This window comes from Rhodoglobus vestalii, from assembly GCF_006788895.1.
GTDB classification, from domain to species: Bacteria; Actinomycetota; Actinomycetes; order Actinomycetales; family Microbacteriaceae; genus Rhodoglobus; species Rhodoglobus vestalii.
This window is the reverse complement of record NZ_VFRA01000001.1, coordinates 2,544,548-2,566,590: the sequence shown is the minus strand read 5'-3', so window position 1 is coordinate 2,566,590 and position 22,043 is coordinate 2,544,548. Positions and strand designations below refer to the sequence as shown.

General features: G+C 59.6%; 28 protein-coding genes and 2 tRNA genes. 12 read left to right on the top strand and 18 right to left on the bottom strand.

The window, feature by feature from the left end; translation table 11 throughout:
- Positions 1-94 precede the first annotated feature (94 nt).
- The 4 genes from FB472_RS12680 (at position 95) to FB472_RS12665 (ending at position 3,563) form a co-directional block, all read left to right on the top strand.
- Positions 95-340 carry a hypothetical protein gene (locus FB472_RS12680; RefSeq protein ID WP_141991191.1) on the top strand — a complete coding sequence of 82 codons (246 nt, stop codon included), beginning with the start codon at positions 95-97 and terminating at the stop codon, positions 338-340.
- Positions 341-395: 55 nt separating this feature from the next.
- Complete coding sequence (locus FB472_RS12675; protein WP_141991190.1) at positions 396-1,058, top strand: hypothetical protein; 663 nt, start codon at positions 396-398, stop codon at positions 1,056-1,058.
- A 199-nt stretch (positions 1,059-1,257) separates the two neighbouring features.
- A complete protein-coding gene (locus FB472_RS12670) occupies positions 1,258-2,778 on the top strand; it encodes a gamma-glutamyltransferase family protein (protein WP_141991189.1) in 1,521 nt (506 codons plus the stop codon).
- Positions 2,779-2,780: 2 nt separating this feature from the next.
- Positions 2,781-3,563, top strand: coding sequence for a sulfite exporter TauE/SafE family protein (locus FB472_RS12665; RefSeq protein WP_141991188.1), 783 nt, complete (start codon positions 2,781-2,783; stop codon positions 3,561-3,563).
- Between the two features lie 35 nt (positions 3,564-3,598).
- Here FB472_RS12665 and FB472_RS12660 read toward each other — a convergent pair.
- From FB472_RS12660 to FB472_RS12650, 3 genes are all read right to left on the bottom strand, one after another.
- Positions 3,599-3,671: transfer RNA gene (locus tag FB472_RS12660), tRNA-Arg, on the bottom strand.
- A 35-nt stretch (positions 3,672-3,706) separates the two neighbouring features.
- Positions 3,707-4,054: a thioredoxin family protein gene (locus FB472_RS12655; RefSeq protein ID WP_246078218.1), complete on the bottom strand. Its 348-nt coding sequence runs from the start codon at positions 4,052-4,054 to the stop codon at positions 3,707-3,709.
- Entirely contained in the window at positions 4,032-4,310 is a 279-nt protein-coding gene (locus FB472_RS12650) for a hypothetical protein (protein WP_021808859.1), read from the bottom strand. Before FB472_RS12650 ends, FB472_RS12655 begins: the two co-directional genes overlap by 23 nt.
- Positions 4,311-4,376: 66 nt before the next feature.
- Here FB472_RS12650 and orn point away from each other — a divergent pair, with 66 nt between their 5' ends.
- From orn to FB472_RS12630, 4 genes are all read left to right on the top strand, one after another.
- Positions 4,377-4,997: an oligoribonuclease gene (gene orn / locus FB472_RS12645; protein WP_141991187.1), complete on the top strand. Its 621-nt coding sequence runs from the start codon at positions 4,377-4,379 to the stop codon at positions 4,995-4,997.
- 46 nt (positions 4,998-5,043) lie between these two features.
- Positions 5,044-5,119: transfer RNA gene (locus tag FB472_RS12640), tRNA-His, on the top strand.
- A gap of 127 nt (positions 5,120-5,246) precedes the next feature.
- Positions 5,247-5,597 (top strand): metallopeptidase family protein, encoded by a 351-nt coding sequence (locus FB472_RS12635; protein WP_141991186.1) that lies wholly within the window; start codon positions 5,247-5,249, stop codon positions 5,595-5,597.
- Positions 5,598-5,667: 70 nt separating this feature from the next.
- Positions 5,668-6,258 (top strand): hypothetical protein, encoded by a 591-nt coding sequence (locus FB472_RS12630; RefSeq protein WP_141991185.1) that lies wholly within the window; start codon positions 5,668-5,670, stop codon positions 6,256-6,258.
- Here the strand turns inward: FB472_RS12630 and FB472_RS12625 are convergent.
- From FB472_RS12625 to FB472_RS14595, 8 genes are all read right to left on the bottom strand, one after another.
- Complete coding sequence (locus FB472_RS12625) at positions 6,245-6,802, bottom strand: nucleoside/nucleotide kinase family protein (RefSeq protein ID WP_246078217.1); 558 nt, start codon at positions 6,800-6,802, stop codon at positions 6,245-6,247. The genes FB472_RS12630 and FB472_RS12625 overlap by 14 nt on opposite strands.
- Positions 6,795-7,550, bottom strand: a complete 756-nt coding sequence (locus FB472_RS12620; RefSeq protein ID WP_141991184.1) for an energy-coupling factor transporter transmembrane component T family protein — start codon at positions 7,548-7,550, stop codon at positions 6,795-6,797. Before FB472_RS12620 ends, FB472_RS12625 begins: the two co-directional genes overlap by 8 nt.
- Positions 7,547-8,911 carry an ABC transporter ATP-binding protein gene (locus FB472_RS12615; RefSeq protein ID WP_141991183.1) on the bottom strand — a complete coding sequence of 455 codons (1,365 nt, stop codon included), beginning with the start codon at positions 8,909-8,911 and terminating at the stop codon, positions 7,547-7,549. Before FB472_RS12615 ends, FB472_RS12620 begins: the two co-directional genes overlap by 4 nt.
- A gap of 86 nt (positions 8,912-8,997) precedes the next feature.
- Positions 8,998-9,642 carry an ECF transporter S component gene (locus tag FB472_RS12610; protein ID WP_215730445.1) on the bottom strand — a complete coding sequence of 215 codons (645 nt, stop codon included), beginning with the start codon at positions 9,640-9,642 and terminating at the stop codon, positions 8,998-9,000.
- Between the two features lie 194 nt (positions 9,643-9,836).
- On the bottom strand, positions 9,837-10,679 hold the full coding sequence (locus tag FB472_RS12605; protein WP_141991181.1) for a DUF3097 family protein: 843 nt from the start codon (positions 10,677-10,679) through the stop codon (positions 9,837-9,839).
- Complete coding sequence (locus tag FB472_RS12600; RefSeq protein WP_141991180.1) at positions 10,676-11,122, bottom strand: VanZ family protein; 447 nt, start codon at positions 11,120-11,122, stop codon at positions 10,676-10,678. Before FB472_RS12600 ends, FB472_RS12605 begins: the two co-directional genes overlap by 4 nt.
- Positions 11,123-11,214: 92 nt before the next feature.
- A complete protein-coding gene (locus tag FB472_RS12595) occupies positions 11,215-12,132 on the bottom strand; it encodes a hypothetical protein (protein WP_342775564.1) in 918 nt (305 codons plus the stop codon).
- Positions 12,133-12,165: 33 nt separating this feature from the next.
- On the bottom strand, positions 12,166-12,366 hold the full coding sequence (locus FB472_RS14595; RefSeq protein ID WP_342775563.1) for a hypothetical protein: 201 nt from the start codon (positions 12,364-12,366) through the stop codon (positions 12,166-12,168).
- Between the two features lie 145 nt (positions 12,367-12,511).
- Between FB472_RS14595 and FB472_RS12590 the strand changes: the two genes are divergently transcribed.
- The 3 genes from FB472_RS12590 to FB472_RS12580 are packed head-to-tail and all read left to right on the top strand — an operon-like array spanning position 12,512 to position 14,257.
- On the top strand, positions 12,512-12,952 hold the full coding sequence (locus tag FB472_RS12590) for a hypothetical protein (RefSeq protein WP_021808846.1): 441 nt from the start codon (positions 12,512-12,514) through the stop codon (positions 12,950-12,952).
- Between the two features lie 57 nt (positions 12,953-13,009).
- A complete protein-coding gene (locus FB472_RS12585; RefSeq protein ID WP_141991179.1) occupies positions 13,010-13,501 on the top strand; it encodes a thioredoxin family protein in 492 nt (163 codons plus the stop codon).
- 6 nt (positions 13,502-13,507) lie between these two features.
- Positions 13,508-14,257: a cytochrome c biogenesis CcdA family protein gene (locus FB472_RS12580; RefSeq protein WP_141991178.1), complete on the top strand. Its 750-nt coding sequence runs from the start codon at positions 13,508-13,510 to the stop codon at positions 14,255-14,257.
- Positions 14,258-14,361: 104 nt separating this feature from the next.
- Here the strand turns inward: FB472_RS12580 and FB472_RS12575 are convergent, their stop codons facing one another.
- The 5 genes from FB472_RS12575 to FB472_RS12555 form a co-directional block, all read right to left on the bottom strand.
- On the bottom strand, positions 14,362-14,913 hold the full coding sequence (locus FB472_RS12575; protein WP_141991177.1) for an OsmC family protein: 552 nt from the start codon (positions 14,911-14,913) through the stop codon (positions 14,362-14,364).
- Between the two features lie 80 nt (positions 14,914-14,993).
- The gene (locus tag FB472_RS12570; RefSeq protein ID WP_141991176.1) at positions 14,994-16,388 is read right to left on the bottom strand and encodes an MFS transporter; all 1,395 of its coding nucleotides are present in this window, start codon (positions 16,386-16,388) and stop codon (positions 14,994-14,996) included.
- A gap of 165 nt (positions 16,389-16,553) precedes the next feature.
- Positions 16,554-16,886: a glutamyl-tRNA amidotransferase gene (locus FB472_RS12565; protein ID WP_141991175.1), complete on the bottom strand. Its 333-nt coding sequence runs from the start codon at positions 16,884-16,886 to the stop codon at positions 16,554-16,556.
- 86 nt (positions 16,887-16,972) lie between these two features.
- Positions 16,973-18,490: an Asp-tRNA(Asn)/Glu-tRNA(Gln) amidotransferase subunit GatB gene (gene gatB, locus FB472_RS12560; protein WP_141991174.1), complete on the bottom strand. Its 1,518-nt coding sequence runs from the start codon at positions 18,488-18,490 to the stop codon at positions 16,973-16,975.
- Positions 18,483-19,526, bottom strand: a complete 1,044-nt coding sequence (locus tag FB472_RS12555) for an EamA family transporter (RefSeq protein ID WP_141991173.1) — start codon at positions 19,524-19,526, stop codon at positions 18,483-18,485. Before FB472_RS12555 ends, gatB begins: the two co-directional genes overlap by 8 nt.
- Before the next feature lie 72 nt (positions 19,527-19,598).
- Here FB472_RS12555 and FB472_RS12550 point away from each other — a divergent pair, with 72 nt between their 5' ends.
- Positions 19,599-20,162 (top strand): CGNR zinc finger domain-containing protein, encoded by a 564-nt coding sequence (locus FB472_RS12550; protein WP_141991172.1) that lies wholly within the window; start codon positions 19,599-19,601, stop codon positions 20,160-20,162.
- A 1-nt stretch (position 20,163) separates the two neighbouring features.
- Here the strand turns inward: FB472_RS12550 and gatA are convergent, their stop codons facing one another.
- Both gatA and gatC read right to left on the bottom strand, forming a co-directional pair.
- Entirely contained in the window at positions 20,164-21,669 is a 1,506-nt protein-coding gene (gatA, locus tag FB472_RS12545) for an Asp-tRNA(Asn)/Glu-tRNA(Gln) amidotransferase subunit GatA (RefSeq protein ID WP_141991581.1), read from the bottom strand.
- Positions 21,670-21,677: 8 nt separating this feature from the next.
- Positions 21,678-21,992: an Asp-tRNA(Asn)/Glu-tRNA(Gln) amidotransferase subunit GatC gene (gatC, locus tag FB472_RS12540; protein WP_021808835.1), complete on the bottom strand. Its 315-nt coding sequence runs from the start codon at positions 21,990-21,992 to the stop codon at positions 21,678-21,680.
- Between the last annotated feature and the right edge of the window lie 51 nt (positions 21,993-22,043).

Sequence of the window (22,043 nt, the reverse complement as noted above, 5' to 3'; positions counted from 1 at the left end):
CTGTGCACGCTGTGGAAAGCTTTCTGCACAATGTCAGTGTTCGAACATATATTCGAACACAACACATTGGCGATTATTTTCCGAGGGAGCAACCATGACCACACTCGACTTTGTTCGACCAGCACACCCGGTCACATCGGGCATCGTGACCGTCGAACTCAACGACGATCTCTGGCGTATCACGCGACCCGACGGCGAAGTGCTCGGGTACGTGCACCGCTGGCAATCTGCTGCCGGGGCGCGGTATCAAGCCAAGCGAATGCTGCAGCGGCAACGCCGTTTTCTGCCACTGGGAGATTTCTGGTCGATCGATGACGCACTCGATATCTTTCGGTTTTGATGTGACTCGCCTGTCGCTAGGCCCTAGCGCTCGCTAGCGGGGTTACAGTGCCAACATGATTCTTCAGTGGTGGAACGATCTCGTGCAGTGGTTTGAGTCAGATCAAGGCTCCGCATTCGTCACCGGCGCCCTCGTGCCCTTTCTTGCAATTGTTTTCGGCGGAATCATTGTCGGAATGATTGCTCGCTCATCACTGCGTCGCCTTATCGGCCAGCAGGATCGCCAAGCCAAGGCAGCCGCCGTCGCGGCACTCATTTCTTCGGGTCGACGCGCAGCAGCGTGGAGCACGCTTTCGGCGAACGAAAAGGAACACGTCGACTACCAAACAAGCGAAGCCGAGATTCGCGTGCGACTTTTACCGCTCAAGGGAGCCGATCTTGCCGCTGACTGGGCAGCACACAAGCTTGCAACGATGAAGAAGAATTCAGTCAACTACAGCTTCCAGGCCGAACAAGATCTAGCAGAACTGCAAGAAGGACTCCTCGACTGGCAAGCACGCCCCGGTCGCGCCAAAAAACTGTTTGCTCAGGATCTCGCTAGCTGGAAGTACGAAACCGGCGAAACTGAAGACGAACTAGTCGGCAAGCAGCACGAATGGGCATCACGACAGGCTGCCGAGGAGAAGGCCCAGAGCGTTCCTGCAGCGCCCGGCACGTCACCCACGTCACCCACTGCACACACCGGACCAACCGCGGTGACGACTCCCAACCGCAACTAGGTTCCGCCCTAGTAGATTGGTGAATCCGCACTGAGTCTCAGCGAGCGGAACGGCCAGCGACTCTTAACTCAAGCCTTACTGAGTCAATCATGCTTCCACGAAACGTTCCTGGCGGGGCTGTAGCAGCGGGTGGCGAAAGCACGAGGCAAGCCCAGAATCGTGGCCTCCGTCAATTTGCGAACGATAAGGAGCCGTCCTGATGAGTGCACTCGGTGCTATTTCTAGCTCACATTACTCCGCGACCGAAGCCGGTGCCGCTGCTCTTCGCGCTGGCGGAAATGCCATCGATGCAGCCCTCGCTGCCGCAGCAACATTGTGCGTCGTGTATCCCCACAACGTCGCGCTCGGCGGAGATCTGGTCGCTCTGGTGAAAGACCCAGCGGGAAAGGTGCACTTCTTGAACGCCACTGGGACTGCGCCGAGTGCTGTCGATGCTGATGAGCTTCGGGCGACCCACGGGCAGAAGCTCCCGTTGCGCGGGATAGACACGATCACGATGCCAGGGGGTGTACGGGGGTGGGAGGCACTGCACGAACTGGGTGCGAACTTGACATGGACCGACCATCTCCAGGCGGCCACAAGCTTTGCCGCAGATGGAGTTCCTGTATCGCGGTCACTACGTGCCGCCATCACTGCAGAAGCCGAGCACCTGCTGGCTGACCCCGGCGCATCCAATGTCTTCGCGCCGAGCGGCAGGCTTCTCGCAGAAGGAGACACCCTGAGGCAGCCGGCTCTCGCCAACACTCTGCGGCGACTTGCGGAGCATGGCGCCAACGAGTTTTACCTGGGGGAAACCGGAACGAAATGGATCGACGCGTTGCGGCATCGTGGCTCGCGGCTGTCCGCCGCCGACGCTGCACACTACCGTCCCCAATTCGACGATCCAATCGAGAGCAGCTTCGGTAAGTTCCGCATACTTACAAGTCCCCCGAACACTTCAGGATTCATTCTGTCGCGTGCCATGAATCGCGTCGAGGAAAGAATAGATGCCCCGCTCGTCGCCGGTGCCGCAGATTTGGTGGAGGAGTTTAACCGCGGAAATGTGGTCCGCAGCCTTTTCTTGGGCGACCCTGTCTTCGGAGCGAAGAGTGCCGCAGAGCTCGTTGGGCTCGACTATGGCGGTGACGTCGCAAGGAGCCTCAGCCCCACTGGTGACACGGTTGGGCTCAGTGCCGCAAGCGTAGACGGCTGGGCTGTCTCGCTGATCAATTCACTGTTCTATAGTTTTGGCGCGAGCATTTTGGATCCAGAGACCGGGGTGCTTTTCCAAAATCGTGGGACATCGTTCTCGCTCGACCCCGCCTCGCCTAACGTCATTGCCGCAGGCAAGCGACCGAGTCACACCCTTATGCCAGTTCTCGTGTTCGAAGAGAACGAGCTGATTTACGTGCCCTCGACAATGGGGGGTGCAGGGCAACCGCAGATCCATGCCCAACTATTGCTCCGCATGTTCGGCGGAGCCAGTCCTGCGGAAGCAATAAATGCTCCGCGGTTCGTAGTTAAAGAACCAGAAGGTCCTCAGATCCGTGTGATTGTAGAAGCCGACTTTGAGTCCATAGCGGTCGAGGCCATGGTCGCGCGCGGATATGCGGTTGAGGTCGTTCCGCCGCACACGGAACTTCTCGGGCACTCGAACATGATCGAGCTCATCGGTGGAGGCTACCGCGCGGCGAGTGATCCGCGCGCAGACGGGTCTGCGCTGATCGTAAGCACGGACTAAGGGTGGGTTCTTCGAGCGGTTCGAGGGCGGGTATCGTTCCGCTGGCACTAATTGGAGTCCTCGCGGGCATTTTTTCCGGCCTGTTCGGTATCGGCGGCGGAACGCTTATCGTTCCTGCCCTCGCGCTCTGGCTTAGCTTTCCGCAGCGTCTAGCTGCAGGCACCTCCCTTGCCGCAATCCTCCCAATGGCCGTCGTTGGCGCCACCAGCTACGGCGTGCAGGGCAACATAGATTGGACTGCCGCTGCGCTGCTTGCTTTCGGCGTGATCTTCGGAGCACAACTGGGCTCCTACTTACTAGCCAAGGCCCCCGTAGCCTTCTTGCAGTGGGCCTTCCTCGGATTTCTTGCTGTCGTCATCGTCAGCCTGTGGGTCGTCGTGCCCCAGCGCGACAACGTAATTAGTATGAGCGTCGGAGTGGGAGCTCTGCTGTTACTCACCGGGTTCATCGTTGGAATCTTCTCGAGCCTGCTCGGCGTCGGCGGAGGAGTGGTACTCGTGCCGGTATTGATACTATTTTTTGGTACGAGCGACTTGATCGCCAAGGGCTCATCGCTCGCAATGATGATTCCCGGGGCGATCTCCGGAACGATCGGCAACCGGCGGAGAAAAAACGTAAATCTTCGCGCGGCAGCAATAATTGGAATCGCTGGATCCGTGACCGCGCCATTCGGGGCTCTACTCGCAGCGTGGATAGACCCCTTCATCGGCAATATTCTGTTCTCTGTTTACCTCGCGTTCATTGCTGCACAACTGCTGTGGCGCAAGATAAAGAGAAGGAAATAGCGAGTGGATTCATCGCCAACGACCCTTCACTCGGGTGCCCTCGGCAGGATTCGAACCTGCGACCAAGAGATTAGAAGGCTCCTGCTCTATCCCCTGAGCTACGAGGGCGGGGTATACGCCTTAAACGATAGCGCGTCAGAGCCCTAGACAGCTTTCGCGAGCGCCACAAGCATCTGATTTACCGTCGGAGCACCCTGTGCCCGAAATATCTCATCGCCGTTCGCAGCCACGATCACGATGGTGGGAGTTGAGACGATGCCAGCGCGCTCTGCCTCATCTGAATGGCGCGCCACATCCAATTCGGCGTAGCGCACGTGGGAAACCAGCTTCGAGACCTGATCGAGCGTGTTGCGGGCTGTGGCACAGGGATCACAGAAAGACGAAGAGAAAAACAGCACCGTCGGCTGCGATTCAGCTGACGTGGTGTCGTTCTCTATCGCACCGGACGCTGTCGCGCCGGTGCGACCGCTAGAGGTCGTTTCGTTCGTCAAGATCTTCCAGGGGGTCGCTGTCTGCTTTATCCCACGTGTACGTCACATGAACCTGCTCGCCAACCTGCTTGGCAACCGGCGACTCGTAACGCAGCTGGGTTTCGGAACCCTCAGCATCCGCCGCAATCAGGGTCACATAGTCATCCCACCCAGCTTCGGTCGCGATGCGCTTATCGTTCTGGCCGTCATACGGACCATCGACATAGAACACGATGTACTCGTCGCCGTGCGCGAGCGTGGGAGTGGATTCGGTCATCCCCTAAATTTATCAGAAAATAATGAGGGAACGCTCGCCACAGTGCATGCCCGTTACAATCTTTAGATGCCATCACACGCTGATTATCTAGTCTGGATCGACTGCGAAATGACGGGACTGGATATCGAAATCGACGAACTCGTCGAAGTTGCGGTGGTCATTACCGACTACGACCTCGTTCCTGTCGATGAGGGGATGTCGATCGTCATCAAGCCGAGTGCTACAGCTCTGGCAAACATGGGCGAGTTTGTGACTCAAATGCACACCTCAAGTGGTCTCATCGAAGAGATGCCCAACGGGGTGTCGCTGGACGACGCAGAGTTTGCCGTAAACCAGTACATTGTGCGTTTTGTGCCCAACGCCCGCTCAGCACCGCTTGCCGGCAACACGATCGGCACCGACCGCACCTTCTTGGCCAAATACATGCCGCGGATCGATAACCACCTGCATTACCGCAATATCGACGTCTCGTCGATCAAGGAACTCTCTCGGCGCTGGTTTCCCCGGGTCTACTTCAATGCTCCAGCCAAAGATGGTGGGCACCGCGCTCTCGCCGACATCCTCGAGTCGATTCGGGAGCTTGAATATTACCGCAAGGCCGTCTTTGTTGGTGAGCCGGGACCAACCACCGAAGAGGCGCAAGCAATCTCAGCAGATGTGGTGGACGGATTCGTCTCGCGGCTGTAATACACTAGGGGGGTTGCTTATCGCCGCAGGGTGAAAATCAACCATGGTGGGCGTAGCTCAGTTGGTAGAGCGCTGGCTTGTGGAGCCGGATGTCGCGGGTTCGAGCCCCGTCGTTCACCCCAAGAAAACAGTGGTTTGGTACGCGTAATTTCACGCATAGCCAAGCCACTGTTTTATTTAACGGCGGGTGCTCGGCAGCGCCGCGCACACCTGCGAGACGCCCTCAGAAACGACTGGCAGGCTGTACCCATGCAGAATCTCGACGAAGAACAGTTTGAGGCCCTCGTCGTTGAGGGTCTCGATGCGCTTGCAGACGAAATTGTTGGGGGCCTCGAGAATGTGGTCTTCGTCACCGAGGCTCGTCCCGAGGATGGTTCGCTCAACATCCTCGGGCTCTACGACGGCGTTGCGTTGACAGAGCGGGGGCAGTACGGCTTCGGCGAGCTACCCGATCGCATCATCCTGTTCCGCGAACCGCTTCTGGCTATCTGCGAAACGATAGACGAACTGAAGGATCAGATCCATGTCACGCTGGTGCATGAGATCGCCCACTATTACGGCATTGATGACGACCAGTTGCACGAACTCGGGTGGGCTTAGCCCGGTGTGGGCTCTCGTGCCGGCGCGACCGCGTAGGATTTCGTGAGTGTTCCGAACTTCAGGAGGATTGATGATCTCGAGCAAGCGCTCTAGTGCGTTGGTGATAGGCCCGGTCGCATTGCTGATGCTGTCAGGGTGCGCCCTGATCGAACCCGCCGACACCAGCGCGCCGCCCACCTCAATGGAGGTGTGCGCTCTCGGTCATACGTGGGAGCTTGATACAGTCGATCTCTCCGAAAAATTGCTTGTCGAACTTCCCATCGCAAACGTTCCCGCTACTGCCGTTGAGCCGAGCGGTGGGCAAACCCTCGTATGGCAAGAAGATGGTGCTATCACCATCGAATCCGATTTGGTTTTCACCATCACTGCGGTGCCTGCTGCAGACCAGACTATGACGATCACCCATTCCTACACCGGCACCGTTTCCGGCCAGGCACTGATCAACGTGGATGTTGCGATCCCGCGGGACTGGGATGTCTCCGAGTACGAGGTTGAGACATCAGCTGTTCTCAATGAAGAGCCCGTGGAAGAACTCGCGTACACCATCCCGCGCAGTGATTTCGATGACAAGCTCGGCTTGATCCTCACCTGCGAAACAGATGTGTTGACCATAAATCCGCGGGGAACTGATTTCATTCAGCGGTGGACTAGGGCCAGCTAGCGACGACCCTGCCGTCACGTATTTCGTCGGCGAGAGCGCGGGGATTCTCGCGCTCCATGAAGCGGATTTCCTGAAGTGCCCACCGGTCCCAGTGCGGGGCATAGGTTGCTCCATCGCGTGCCAGCGCCCGTCGCTTTCGGGTGTCATCGTCAAGTTCGACCCAGATCGTGTGGTTCGCTAGGGGTGCGGATGCACGGCTCAACGCTCCGACGCCTTCGATCACGATCGGGCGCTGACCGTCGAGTTCATGCCAGAGGCCCAGCTCGTTGGTGCCCCAATCCCATTCCTGCCACCGCAGGGAACCCAGAATCTGTGGCACGAGGAAGCTTGCCGCATCGAGGCCATCCCATCCGGGATAGAAGTCGTCGAGCTTGACCAGTTGCGCCTCGGGCCAGGCGGTGACGATCGCGCGACCCAGCTCGGTTTTGCCTGAGCCAGAGCGACCGTCAATGAGACAACGCCACGTCGACGTGGGTGCGTGCGCTGCGTCGGGCCCACCGAGTGGAAGCGCACCGCGCCACTGGACGCCACCCGCCTCAGCCAACAATAAGGTTCCAACTTCCTGTGAGCACAGCTACCACCGTAGCCGCGAGCCCCACGAGTGCCCCCACCGCCATCGTTAGCCATTCTGCGAGGCCCCAGCGAGATTCCCGAGCCCACGTTCGCGGCATATCGCCCCCGAATCCGCGCGCCTCCATCGCGATCGACAGTTTGCTACCACGACGAATTGACAACACCAACAGGGCAAAGCCTTGGCCCGCGAGACGCCGGAGGCGGCCGCGATCGGCCACACCGCGAGCCCTACGGGCGAGCTCAAGAGAACGCCAATCCTCCAAAAATAGGCCAACCATGCGTACCGCTGCGAGAGCCCCGAGTACGAAACGATCAGGAAGTCGCAGTCGTTGCGCGAGTCCGTCAGCGAAATCGGTGGGATCGATCGAAATAAATAGCACCACTGCGGGCAAGCCGATCGCGAGCACCCGCAGGAAGGTTGCCAGAGCAAGTTCAATTGACCCATCACTGATCCTGATGAGGAGAAACTCAAAGTAAACGACGCCGTCGTAGCGCCCGTACAGGAGAATCGTGAGCGCGGTGAGCGGCGCCGCAAGCCACACGGGAAGTGTGCGCAGCCAAAACCGTCGTGGCTCGATCCCCAAAAAAGTGATGATCGCAAGTTCGAGTACAAGCGCTGTTGCCGCCGACACCCAATCGATCGTGACGATCAGAAAAAGGCTGACGAGTAGCCCCGCTCCAAGTTTGGCCACGGGGTTCACGGAGCCGATGGGGATCATGTTAGCGTCACCGTGGAGTCTGCGAGCGCATCAACAAATTCTTCATCGTGACTAACCGCGATTACGCTGCTGCCGTCATCCACCAATCGGGACAACAGGGCTAACAGTTCGCTCCACGTGCGGGAATCTTGGCCAAACGTTGGCTCATCAAGAACAAGCACCCGGGGTCGCGTTGCGAGGGCTGTGGCGACGCTCAGTCGGCGTTTCTCGCCGCCCGAAAGTGTGAAGGGGTTGGCCTCCGCTAGCCGGTCGAGCCGTAGTCGCGTGAGCAGCTCATCAACCCGAGCATCGATCTCGGTGTCGGGCAGCAGAAGCGCCCGCGGGCCAACCTCAAGCTCGGCTCGCACGGTACTCGTGAGCAGCTGGTGTTCGGGATCCTGAAAGACCGTGCCGATGCGGGTGAGGAGTTCGCGCGATTTCCAGCGGATCGGATGCTCGCCTGCACCGCCCGCCAACGCCGAGGATGCCGTCACAGCCCCGGCCACCGGTGGCAGCAACCCGCCCAGTGTCAGGGCGAGCGTCGACTTTCCGGAACCATTCGGCCCCGTGATCGCCACCGCGTGACTGCTGAGGATCTCGTGATCCAGCGGAACACCGATGGACCGTTTGTTGCGCCCCACGCTCAGCTGTTGAGCCGTCAGTAGGGTCTGCTGAGAGCCGCGCGCGGCACGCTGAGGTCGGGCCGGGGGAAACTGCGGAATCCACACCCCACGGGCCGCCAACTCTTCACCTTGGCGGGAGAGCACATCAGCGGGCGCACCGTCAGCGATGACTCCCCCGCCAGCAGCAAGGACAACGATGCGGTCGACAACATCGCGCCACACCGAGACGCGGTGCTCGACCACCACAATGGTCGCCCCGGTTGATTCTGCGACCCGGATGACGGCATCCCGAACCTCAGCGACACCCTCGGGGTCAAGGTTGGCGGTTGGCTCATCGAGCACAATGAGCCCGGGCTGCATCGCCAAAACGCCCGCGAGAGCAAGTCGCTGCTTCTGCCCACCCGAGAGGGCACTCGTATTGCGATCCAGCGCCACATCCAGACCAACCTGGTCGAGGCTGTGACGCACCCGTCTCCAAATTTCGTCACGAGGAACGCCCAGGTTCTCGCAGCCGAAAGCGACGTCATCTCCGACGCGCTCAAGAATCACCTGGCTGTCCGGATCTTGAATTACCAGCCCGGTACGACCATGCTGTGCCGCCGGATGCTCACCGTCGACGAGAAGCGAGCCTTCAGACTCGCCCTCATCGTCGCCAACAACCCCCGCGAGGGCATGAAGGAAGGTCGATTTTCCTGCCCCGGATTCGCCGAGGAGTAACACTCGTTCGCCGGGTTCGATGCGCAGATCAAGACCGCGCACCGCCCAGGCGAGCCTGCTGGAGTGGCGCCACCCCCACCCTTCGACAGTGACACCAGCAGGCCTAACGGAGGCAGGCTGAACGGAGGTCAGACCCGCTTCGCAATCTCGCGCCCCGCACCGAAACGGTTGAGCGCCCCAGTAGCGGCAAGACCTCGGGTAGCCAGCCAGGACAGCAGGCCAGCAATCAGCATCCCACCGATGATGGCAGCGATCGTGTAGATGACCACGAAGGGCAGCGCGGCCCCCGGGTACCAGAGCAGAAGGTCGGTGATTGCCATGGCGAGGCCGGCACCGGCGCCCGCAAGGACCGCACCGCTGACCCGCCAGTTGGCGTACAAGAAAATGGCAAACACAATTTCGGCGCCGAGCCCCTGCGTGAACCCACTCACGAGAGTGAGGGGGCCCCACTGGTTACCGATAAGGGCGGAGACAGATGCGGCCACCATTTCGCCATAGAGGGCCGCGCCAGGTTTGCGGATCACGAGAGCCGTAAGCACGCCGGCGAACAGCCAGAAGCCGCCTCCAAGCGCCTGCAGCCCCGGCAGCAGAGCTTCCAGTGGCGCAGTAACCGGTGACGAGGCCACATTCCAGACAACAAAAATTAGGCCGCTGGCGACACCGATGACGCTAGCCACGACAATGTCGATCACTCGCCACTGGAATCGAGACCCCGTGCGGGTAGCGGAAGTGGAGGAGGGTGTTTTTGTTGTGGTCACTTTCGTGCCTTTCATCTAATGAATGGCACGGGTTTCAAGAGTGTCTGCTCCCTGCGCTGGCATGATCCAGATCAGGTTCGACGGTCGAAGCTTGAGAAGCTCCCTCTCAGCCCGGTTCACCGGACTCCCGTGTTCGTCACCCAGTATAAACCTCAAGGGCCCCGGGCGTCGACCTGCGTCACTTTGCGGCGCCTCTTCACGGCGCCTCGTTAGGGAGCTTCAGACGTCACAAAATCGATCAGTTGCTCTACGCGCCCCAACAGCGCAGGCTCAAGGTCGGCGTAGCTCGTGACCTTCGAAAGAATGTGCTGCCAGGCTCGCGCAATGTCAGCCTGATCGCCATGCGGCCACCCGAAGGCCGCACAGATCCCATGCTTCCACTCGGTGCCGCGCGCGATAGTTGGCCATCTGTCGATCCCGAGACTTTGCGGCTTAACCGCCTGCCAGACATCCACAAACGGATGCCCGACCACGAGTGCATGGGCGCCATACTTTCCCCGGCCGACGGCATCCGCAATTCGGCTCTCCTTAGAGCCAGCAACAAGGTGATCGACGAGGATACCCAGCTTGCGTTCCGAGGTGGGAGCAAACTCTGCAACGATCCCCTCAAGATCATCAATGCCGCCGAGAAATTCGACGACGACGCCCTCCGCGCGCAGATCATCACCCCACACCCGTTCGACCAACTCTGCGTCATGCCGTCCCTCAACGTAGATGCGGCTGGCGCGGGCGGTGCGAGCGCGCTCGGCCGCTGCCGCAAACGATCCGGAGGCTGTTGTGCGCCGGGCTGGTTCCTGAAATACAGGTTTGATCAACTCCACTGCCACACCGTCAATCAGGTAGCCGCTCCCCAGCGGGAACGAGCGCGAACGCCCGTGACGATCCTCCAGCTCGAGGAGGCCATGGGAGTGCAGCACGAGTGCACCGACGTAGCCATCGGCGATCACTTCGATCACCATTCCCTGCTCGACCGGAACTTTGGGCAATACTCGCGGGGCACGCACGCGACGAAAATCGGCGAGTACATCGTGGGAATAACGGTCGTCAGTCACCGATCGAGGTTAAGTGGTGGCGCCGACTTGCTTGCGGAGGCGCGGCGGTTCACCCGAAGATTTTTCGTTGATTCTGCAGCGGGAGCACGGTGAGCGCTGACAGACCGTTCGCGCCAGATCGACATCCCGACGGCACCCCCGACACCAATTCCCGCACCAATACTGGCGATCAGAATGTCCATAACAGTGCCGTAGCCCACGGGCATCCACACCGTCTGAGCTGCCTCAAGCCAGGCGGCACCGACCATGCTGTAGGCGAGAGCTAGCCACCAGCGGCTGCGCCCAAACATCCAGACCAGGAAGGCTCCAACCGGGATGAACGCAAATAGGGTCCACACCCATAAGCCGCCGTTATTGTCGGGCGCACTGACGAAGGCGAGAGCGCCCACAGCGGAGAAGTAGAGTGCGGCGAATGCCGCTACTACAACTCTCGATCGATCCATTCCTTCATTGTCACAAGCGCATCTCTGAAGCAGTTGTGAGAAGGGTGCGTATGGAGTGTGAGCGACACCGTCGGGGCTGCCACATCAGCCGGTCACCGTGTGCTCCAATTCGTCGGGCCTTCGGAACCAGCAGCGTACTCATCGAGCGGCCCCCTGTTCTGGCGAAAAGCATCGAGAACGGGGGTGACGATGCGCCAGCACTGCTCCGCAATATCTCCTCGCACCGACAGCACGGGGTCACCATCGATCAGTGAGGCGATCACTTCCCCGTAGGCGCTCATGGCCGCATCCCCCAGCGTTGTGGTGAGTTTCGTGCGGTCAAGTGTGAAGGGATCCCCCTCACCATTGACGATGAGATCGAGCTCAAGCGTTGCTGGTTTGATCGAAATAGTGAGCTGGGCGGGATCGGCCATCCCGGTCAAGCCCCGCGGCAAGTGAGGTACAGGCGCGAAGGTAATCACAATGTCCTGCCGCGCTGCACCGATCGTGCCAGCGGTATAGCGTGCGCGGCGGGCAGACGTGCCATCGTTGGTCTGCACCCTGGCCGCCCGGAGCGCTGGTGCCATAGCACCGCGAAGATCTTCAGAACTGACGCTCGCAGGCGGCTCCATCGCGGTTAACGCGAGCACAAGAAGCAGGTGGCTCTGAATCATGTCGACGACAGCTCCGGCACGATCGTAGTAGCCTGCGCGACCCTCCAGAGCTAGCGGCTCATCAAAGATCAGCTCTACCTTCGCAACGTTCGGCGCCGCCAACGGTGGTTCGAATACCCGATTCGCAAAGCGGAGCCCCAACAGATTGAGAACCGTCGATTTGCCCAAAAAATGATCGACCCTGAAGATCTGTTCCTCAGGAAGGGTCTCGTTCGCTAGCGCACGGCACACTTTTTGGGTGATTGCTGGGGGAAGTGCAAAGTACAGCGCAATTCTGTCCGGAATAGGCGCAAGAACATCAAGAAGTTCTGCCGCATTGGTTACGTCTGCCATCACATAGCGGGCCCCGTCAGCCACAGAATCTGACGCTGGCGACCTCTGGGTGGCGAACTAATCTGTCACGCGACGCTGCCACGCAGCATCATCCAGCTCTTGCCGGTCAACTCCAACCAGAGAGAGGTCCTCAGCTTCGTCGCTCGCGAGAAACGAGGCTAACCCCGGTAGCAACAGTCGAGATGTCAGGTCACCTCCGGCGCCAAGAATTACCAGGGTCTGAATGCGGTGGGCTGCCTTGAGTGAGGCTTTGTGCATGATTCGACGTTAGCGCAGCGTCGTTTTAACGATCGAGAAGGTCCGTTGGCGCATTTAGGCCAGCAAAATGAGCTTTGACACCAAAACGCGGGTGATTTGGGCGCTTCGTGGGACAAGAAGGCCATCGAGTCGCTACGGTTTGGATATGCAATCGTGGAGGGACGCTCTCAACGCCGACGAGCAAGCCGACGTTGATCGAATTCTTGACTCCGCACTCCATGTGGCCAGAACCAATCTTGGCCACGCCAGCGAGTTTATGACGTTCGCTCTCATGACTGACGGTAGCGGTCGAGTGCTAGAAATGACAGCGGATGATGCGCTTCGCAAAAAGCATCCCAATGCCCAGGCGCTCTTAGACCAAACAGTGACGCAATTGCGCCAAATGGCCAACATTTCTCGCTGCAGCGCGATCGTATCGAACACTCGAATCGCCGCCCAAAAGACGGATGCGATCGAAGTGCGGATCGAGCATCGTGCCGGGGCAGCCCTCATGGTTTTACTGCCCTATACACGGGCGCGATTCACTGGAGCACTAACCTTCGGCGATCTTCGCCTTTTCTCGCACAAAGCTGAAGTCTGGGTGTAGTCCGAGAGTCTCACTGACGGCGACAAATTCCTGAGGCGCCGTGTATTAATGGAAAACATGAATAAGCGAATCCTTGTGATCGTCGTTGCTCTCGCCGCAATTGTCATCGCAGCAGTCGCCATGCTTTCGATCGGCACAGCCCAGAACCCGAACAGCTCTGCTTCGAATAACTCTTCGGAGTCAGATTCCTCAACCGGAAGCCGTGAGGAACCAAACTCTACCCCCGTCGAAAACGATGGCGCTGGCGAATACGTCGAATACAGTACTTCTGCGATCGCCGAAGCCGACGGTCGAGTGCTGCTGTTCTTCCACGCCCCCTGGTGCCCCCAGTGCGTCACGATCGACGACGATATCGCCGCCGAAGGCGTTCCTTCTGGCGTCACCATCATCAAAGTTGACTACGACTCGAATCAGGATCTTCGCGCCGAATACGGTGTCACGCAGCAGACCACGTTCGTTGAGGTCAACTCGAGTGGAGAAAAGCTCCGAGACAATTTTGTCGCCTACGCTGATCCGACACTTCAGACCGTTCTTACCGCATTTCTTTAGGAAGCGATGCTGAGTCTGATTCTGGTCTCGTTCGTTGCGGGGGTCCTCACCGTCGCTGCTCCCTGCATTCTTCCTCTGCTCCCGGTCATCGTCGGTGGATCAATTGCCCGCACAAGTAGCAACGCGGCTATCGCTGAGCGCCAATGGTTTCGCCCGATCGTGATTGCAGCAAGCCTTGCGGTGTCGGTTGTCGCCTTCACTCTCCTCCTGAAGGCAACAACCGCCCTGCTCGGCGTTCCCCAAGTCGTGTGGCAGATTCTCGCCGGCGGAATTCTGATCATTTTTGGTCTCACACTCGTCTTTCCGTCCCTGTGGGAGCGCTTCATGCTCACAACAGGAATTCAAAATCGTGCGAATGCCGTCGTGAACCGCTCTTACTCGCGGGGTGGACTCGGCGGAGACATCATGCTTGGAGCTGCACTCGGTCCAACCTTCAGCAGCTGTTCTCCCACCTATGCTTTGATCCTGGCAACGGTGTTGCCGGTCTCCTTCGCTGAGGGCATCGTCTACATCGTCGTGTACGCGGCAGGACTCGCGATAGCTTTACTACTCATCGCCTTTCTGGGCCAAGCATTCGCACGCAAGTTAGGGTGGCTCGCCAACCCCAACGGCACTTTCAAGCGCGTGGTCGGCATCGTGCTCATCGCGGTGGGAGCTGCGGTGATTCTTGGGCTCGACAAACAATTTCAGAGTTTCGTGCTTGAACAGGGTTGGTACGATCCAATTCAAGAGTTCGAAGAGGGCATTACCGGCTAGCTATTCACGCAGCAGTGTTGGGCCGACGGGAGTTGTCCATCACACGAGCTGAATTCTTGCGATGACCATGTCGCCAAGTTCGATCCTCTCTGAGCGGCGTACCGCTAGCGCTTCGTGAGCTGAGCCGTGATGGGGGTGGGGTTCGCAAACAGGTCCAAGACGGGGCAGTGTGCATCCACAACCTCGCGCAACTCGTCGTAACGCTCTTGGGTTTCTGGGCCCGTGATGGTCTCGTTCAAGCGAATGGCGCTAAAGCCCTTGCGCACACTCTCGTCGATTCCGAACAGTCCGCGCACGTCGAGGTCACCCTCAGCCACCACCGAAATATCGTCTACGCGGATGTCGAGGGCCTGAGCATAGAGACGGAACACGACTACTTGGCAGGCGATCAAAGCACCAAGAGCGATTTCGACGGGGCTCGCCGCCACATCATCGCCGGCAAGACCCTCGGGCTCGTCAATACGGAACACATGCTTGCCAGCCTTCAGAACTGTGCCAACAGCACCTTCCCCCTCTCCTGTGACCCTATAGGTGAGGTGGGCAGAATCAGCCTTGGCGGCGATTCGTGCGTTCCACGCCTCCCCCGCAGCGGTCAAGCGGCGAGCGCGATCGGTGGCGAGTTCAGCGGTCACGGTGTCGTTAGTGAGAAGTGTCATGCGGCGACGGTATTCGTATTCCATCAGCACTCTGCGATAGTGCCGTAACAGCGCGACATACTGCGCAACAGTTCGACCTATTAGAGCGCTTTCACCCGCACGCGCGTAGCAATCGGCACAGCGGCCACAGCAAGAACGCTCGCAAAGGCGAGCGCAGCAACGAAGCCCGCGCCGTTCTCCAGCCCACCAACCGCAGCAAACACCAGACCACCGAAAGCGATCGCGATACCGCCACCCGCGGCATCCGAGATCGACAAAGCTGCACTGTTGAAACCTTGATCGCGTGCGCTCGAGTGCGCGAGAACGAGCGTTGAGATTCGGGGAAAACTGATGCCCATTCCCGCTCCGGCCACCAGCCACCCCGCAGCAGCGATCCACACCGACAGTGAGAAATAGGCGGTGAAGAACTGCGTGGCAATTCCTAGGCTCAGCATCAGGGCCCCGGCCACCATTACCTTCTCGTGTGGAATACGAACATCTAGCCTGCCTTGAAGCGCTGAGCCCGCAGCCCACGAGACCGCACCCACCGTCAAGATGAGTCCCGCAAGCCACGGAGGAAGCCCGTAGCGCTCATTGAGCAGATACGGGAGGTACACCTCAGTCGAAAAGAATGCCGCCGCAATCATCCCGCGGAGAACAATCGTGGCAGGCAGTCCCCGGCGAAAAGTGAGTGTTCCCGCCGGCAGCAACGGCCTGAGGGCGATGATAGCGATCACGAATGCGCCCAGAGCCAGCGGCCAGGCGAAAACACCCTCACGCTCACCGCCCAGACTGATGCCCACAACAGCCAGAGCTGCCACAAGAGACCACACGACCGCGCCCCGTCCCGATACTCGCTCGGCCACCAGCACGGGTTGCCTCAACAAAACCCGAACGGCGGGAAGAATCGCTCCTGCCGCCGCAGCCACCAGAAACACAACCCCAAAGAACACCCAGTGCCAACTCACCTGCTCGGCGATAACACCGGCCAGCGGTGGACCAATGAGCGAAGGCAAAACCCAGGCGGAGGCAAACAGCCCAAATATTTTGGGGTGCAGAACTGACGGATACAGCCGCGCCACCACAACATAAAGCGCGACAATAAGCGCCCCCGAGCCAAGCCCCTGCAAAAAGCGCCCCACGATGAACATCTCCATGGAGACGGCGGCCCCCGCAAAGAGGAGACCGACGGTGAAGACCCCCACCGCAGCGATCAAGGGCCGAGCGGGGCCGGTACGGTCTGACCACCGCCCCGCCAGCACCATTCCAATCACACTTGCGGCCAGGGTGCTCGAAAAAGCGACAGAATACAACGACTGGCCATTCAAGTCGCGGCTGATCGTTGGCATGATGGTTGTGACGGCGAGGGTCTCAAATGCACCCAAGAAAATTAGTGCAAACGCACCGATGGTTGTCCACATCAGCTGGGGATCAAAGATGCTGGTCGGGGCGGATTCGGCGCTGGCTGGCGCGCTAACGGGGATCTTGCTTGTCATGGTTGTGTGCTCTTCAGTAGTGCGAAGCTACTGCAGGCGGGGCAGATCGTCCCTCGTCAGTTTGATGAGCGAATTGCACGCTTTCGCTGACGGCTGCGGTGCCGCATCAGTTTACGCTGTCGACATCGAGAGCCACCCGAGTTGACCGATGTTGGTAGTCCGAGTTTAGGAAATGTCGATCACTGTACCCTGACCGAGTTCGTCGGCATCCGAATCAGTAACGACAGCGAATACGCCAGTAGGGATTCCGGGCAAGTTCGCTACACGATTGGCAACACCCGTGAGAGTTGCCTCGTCGGCCCCGGTGATCACAATGACGTAGGAATCGTTGAAAACATCGCCCTCTTCGACCACGAAAATTTCACCGAGTTCATCGAGTTCAGCGGTGAATTCGACGAGCGTCTCGATCCACGGAAAACGACTCTCCCCCTCGACCACATCGGTGTCAGCGGTGAGGGGAACGTGGACTTCAACAACGAGTGCAGCAGATTCGGACATGACACCCACGCTACCGCCTACGGCCGACGCTGAGCCCGCTAGACCCGACCATGCCCACTAGAACCGACTATGCCCACGACGCCCGACTATTCGGCGGCCGCGCGCTCCAACACGAGTTCGCGAACCCGAGCAGCATCAGCTTGGCCCTTCATCGCCTTCATCACCGCACCGATAACCGCACCCGCAGCCTGAACCTTGCCCTCACGAATTTTCGCCAGAACATCAGGCTGCGCCGCGAGCGCTTCATCGATTGCCGCGATCAGTGGTCCGTCATCTGACACCAGTTTCAGCCCCCGGCTATCGACAACGGCCGCCGGCGATCCCTCTCCAGCGATAACCCCCTCAAGAACCTGACGGGCCAAACTGTCGTTGAGAACACCGTCATCGATAAGGGAAACCAGAGCCGCAACATCCCCGGGGCTAATCAACGAACTGGGGTCTGAGCCTTGAATGTTGGCAAGACGAGCGATCTCGCCGGTCCACCACTTGCGAGCCTGAGCCGCGGTCGTGCCGGCCTCAACGGTGGCTTCAATCTCGCTGAACAAACCCGCATTGTTTACATCGCGGAACTCAAGGTCGGTGAAACCCCACGCCGCCTGCAGCCGCCGACGGCGCTCAGCGGGAGGCTCGGGAAGTGCCGAACGGAGTTCTTCGATCAGCTCGACAGAAGGCTCCACCGGTAGCAGATCAGGCTCGGGGAAGTAGCGATAATCGTCCGCATCGCTCTTGGGCCGACCAGCGCTGGTGACACCGGTGTCTTCGTGCCAGTGACGAGTCTCTTGGATGATCGTGCCACCCTTGTGCAAAATCGCTGCCTGGCGCTGAATCTCGTAACGAACTGCGCGCTCAACACTGCGCATCGAGTTGACGTTCTTCGTCTCCGTGCGCGTGCCCAACGTTCCCGAGCCACGGGGACTCAACGAAATGTTGGCATCGCAGCGCAAATTTCCGCGCTCCATACGCGCCTCAGAAATGCCGAGCGACCGAACAATGTCACGAATTGCCGAAACGTACGCCTTGCCGACCTCGGGAGCATCCGCTTCGGTACCCGTGATCATGTGCGTGACGATCTCCACCAGAGGAACACCGGCGCGGTTGTAATCAACGAGCGAATACTCGGCACCCTGGATGCGACCGGTTGCGCCACCGACATGGGTGAGCTTGCCCGCATCTTCTTCCATGTGCGCACGCTCGATCGGAATCGTGATCGTGCGGCCACTCTCGAGCTCAATATCAACCGAACCGTTGAAGGCAATCGGTTCATCAAATTGGCTGATCTGGTAATTCTTCGCCAGGTCTGGGTAGAAATAGTTCTTGCGGGCGAAGCGTGAACTGGGCGCAATCTCACAGCCGAGCGCGAGGCCAAGCGAGATCGAATACTTGATTGCCTCTTCGTTGACAACAGGCAAGCTGCCAGGAAGACCAAGATCAACAGGAGTGATCATGGTATTCGGCTCAGCGTGCTGAGCGCCCGACGCTGCCGGGTTCGGCGCATCAGAGAACATCTTGGTCTGGGTGTTTAACTCAACGTGCACCTCGAAACCGAGCACCGGCTCAAATAGTTCGAGAGCTTTGTCGTAGTCCATCAATTCAGCTTTAGCCACCAGATGATTGTACGGGGCGAAGCGGCACCGTATCGGTACCCGGTTCCAGCGGCGCGGATGCTGGGGCCAAAATTGGCTCATCATCGTCACTCGGGAAGGCCTCTGCTTCAATCGTAAAGTCGGCAATGTGCTCGGTACGCTCCGATCGCACAAAGCCGATTCCCACCAAAATGAGTGCTCCCCCGATTAACTGTGGCAACGACAAATTTTCACTAATCAACAGCCAGGCGTAGAGCGCCGCCGTGACGACCTCAAGCAATCCGACGAACGACGCGAGTCGGGAACCGAGCATCTCGCTAGCCATAATGCTCGTCGAGTACGCGATACCGGTCGAGACAACACCCACGATAAGAAGCGGAACCCACCAGGGAGCCACATGGCCGAGCACCGCGACATCCACCATCGGCATATCGAACGGAACTAGTCCCACGAGCCCGATGAACCCGAGTAGCAGACCGCCTATGAGGAGTCCGGCCGCGGCCAGCGCTACCGCCGGAAGGCCCTCGCTGGAACGCGCGGCAACCACGTAGTAAACGGCAGCACCAACGGCAGCGCACAGCGCGAAAATAACGCCGAGGGGATCGAGAGCACCAGATCCCTCGGGCGAGACCACCAGAATAAGACCCCCGAGGGCGATTACGGAGCCGATGAGCACTACCGCTTTGGGCATGCGGCGGGTTGTCGCCCACGCGAATGCGACGAGCAATAGCGGAGCCAGGTACTCGAGCAGGATCGCGATGCCGACGGGGATTCGTTCGACAGCCGCAAAGTAGGCGAACTGAGTTGCTGAGACACCGATGAGCGCCATCAAGAGGATGCGGGTGCGCGCATACCACAGGGCGATCCAGCGCCCCTTGAGTGCGACAATCGCGAACGGCGCCAGCACCGCACCGCCCACAAGGACACGAAGCGTGACCGCAGCGGCTGGGCTCCAGCCGGCCTCAAGCAGCGGCTTGATGAGGGCGCCCGAAAGCCCAAAACTCGCCGCGGCGACCACGGCAATGAGCATTCCGAAGGTTGTTGAGGACCGTGTCATTCTTTGCAGCCTTGGGGATCGGTTGACGGGTATTTCTGCTGACGCTAGTCTCGAAACGAATAAGGAGTCAAATTGCAATTTGCCCCTGACACGATTGAGTCACTCGAGTTTGCCGTCTCGCTCGGTAACAGTCACCCGCTCGCGAGCCGCAGTGGCAGCGATGAGCTCTCGACGATCGGTGACGTCTACGACCTCATCATGCGATTTCGCTACACCGGACGCATCGACCGAGACCCCGCTGAAGTTGCCGAAGTGCGACTCGTGCGTGAACGGATTCGTCGAGTGTGGCGACTCACCCGCGATAACGCCGCCACCGAAATCAACGCGATGCTCGCCGAGGCAAACGCTCTACCGTTTCTCACCAGACACGGCGACTCTGACTGGCACCTACACGCCAATTCCCCCGGGGCGCCTCTGGCCGAACGCATCCAGTCGGAGATTGGACTCGCCCTCGTGGACGTCGTACGCACAGATGCCATGTGGCGACTTCGTCGCTGCCAAGCCCCCGACTGCGAAGGGCTAATGGCAGACCTGTCTCGCAACGGATCCCGCAGATTTTGCAGCATCCGGTGCGGAAATCGGATGAATCAAATTGCCTACCGCGAAAGGCAAGCAGCAGACGAGCACGACACGTGAATCAGCCCAGCGATGGCGCCTGGCTGGGCAGCGTGTACCCCCACTTTTGCTCAAGCAGACGCTCCAGCGTGGCACCTACTTCGTAGAGTCGAGCATCAGCGCGCGCCGGCGCCATGATTTGGAAACCCGTCGGCAGACCGTCCTCGGGTGCAAGCCCCATCGGAAGGCCAATGCCGGGCACACCCGCGAGGTTCGCCGGAATAGTGGTGACGTCGTTGAGGTACATCGCCATCGGATCTTCGAGCTTCTCACCAAACTTAAACGCCGTAGTTGGCGCCGAGGGCGAAACCAGCACATCTGCCTTTTCGAACGCCGCCGCAAAGTCACGCTGAATGAGCGTGCGCACTTTCTGGGCGCTGCCGTAGTAGGCGTCATAGTAGCCAGCGCTCAGCGCATAGGTACCCAAAATGATGCGTCGCTTCACCTCGGGGCCGAAACCGGCCTCGCGGGTTGCCGCCATGACATCTTCGACAGTCCCGCCGCCCTCGGGGGTCACCCGCAATCCAAACCGCACCGAGTCGAACTTCGCAAGATTACTCGAGGCTTCGGCGGGAAGGATGAGGTAATACGCGGCGACCGCATATTCGAAGTGCGGAGCATCCACCTCAACGATCTCAGCACCGAAGTCGGTCAGCAACTGCAGCGCCTCGTGAAAACGCTGCGAGACCCCGGCCTGAAAACCCGGGCTGTCGAGCTGCTTGATAACACCGATGCGCGTGCCCTTGAGGCTCTCAGCACCCGCACCCAAACGCGCGGCGGCAGCAAAAGATGGCCACGGTTCAGTGAGCGAAGTCGAATCCCGGGGGTCATGCCCCCCGATCACGTCGTGCAGAAGAGCTGCATCGAGAACGGTACGAGAGACCGGACCCACCTGGTCGAGTGACGATGCCAGAGCGATCGCACCATAGCGGGAAACGCCACCGTACGTGGGCTTTACCCCGACCGAACCGGTAACGGATGCCGGCTGGCGGATTGATCCACCGGTGTCAGACCCCAAAGCGAGCGGGGCTTCAAACGCGGCAACGGCTGCAGCCGAACCGCCGCCAGAGCCGCCAGGAATGCGGCCAAGATCCCACGGGTTCTTGGTCGGTCCGTAAGCAGAGTACTCGGTTGACGAGCCCATGGCGAACTCGTCCATGTTCGTCTTGCCCAGCGGAACCAGACCGGCAGCACGCAGTTTCGCCACCGGTGTTGCGTCGTAGGGCGGGATCCACCCTTCAAGAATTTTTGAACCAGCAGTCGTTGGCATATCGATCGTGCACAACACGTCTTTGACGGCCACGGGAACTCCGGCGAGGGCACCAAGCTGCTCCCCCGCTGCCCGACGCTCGTCGATGCGCTGTGCCTGAGCAATGGCATCCGCCGACACGTGAAGGAACGCGTGAACCTGACCATCAACAGCCGAAATTCGGTCGAGGTGCGCCTGAGTGGCCTCAACAGATGACACGTCACCCAAACTGAGATGACCCGCCAACTCTGATGCCGACATGCGGGTGAGTTCGTTCATCTCTGCCATTACTGCTCTTCTCCCAGAATCGCGCTAACCGCAAAACGTGAACCGTCGTGCTCGGGTGCTCCGGCCAATGCCTGCTCGGTGGTGAGAGTGACTCCGGGCACATCGGGCCGAAACACGTTACTGAGCGGGATCGGGTGGCTCGTCGCCGGCACCTCGTCGGTAGCGACTTCGCTCACCTTGGCGACAGAGTCGACGATCGCACCGAGTTCGCCGGTCAGCTTCACGATTTCGTCGGCGGTAAGAGCGATGCGAGCAAGCGAGGCTAAGTGTGTAACTACTTCGCTAGTGATCGCACCGGGAGTGGTGTCAGTCATGGAGCTCCGAAGATGGGATGCAGACGGGGAACCGTACAAGTGTATTCGGCT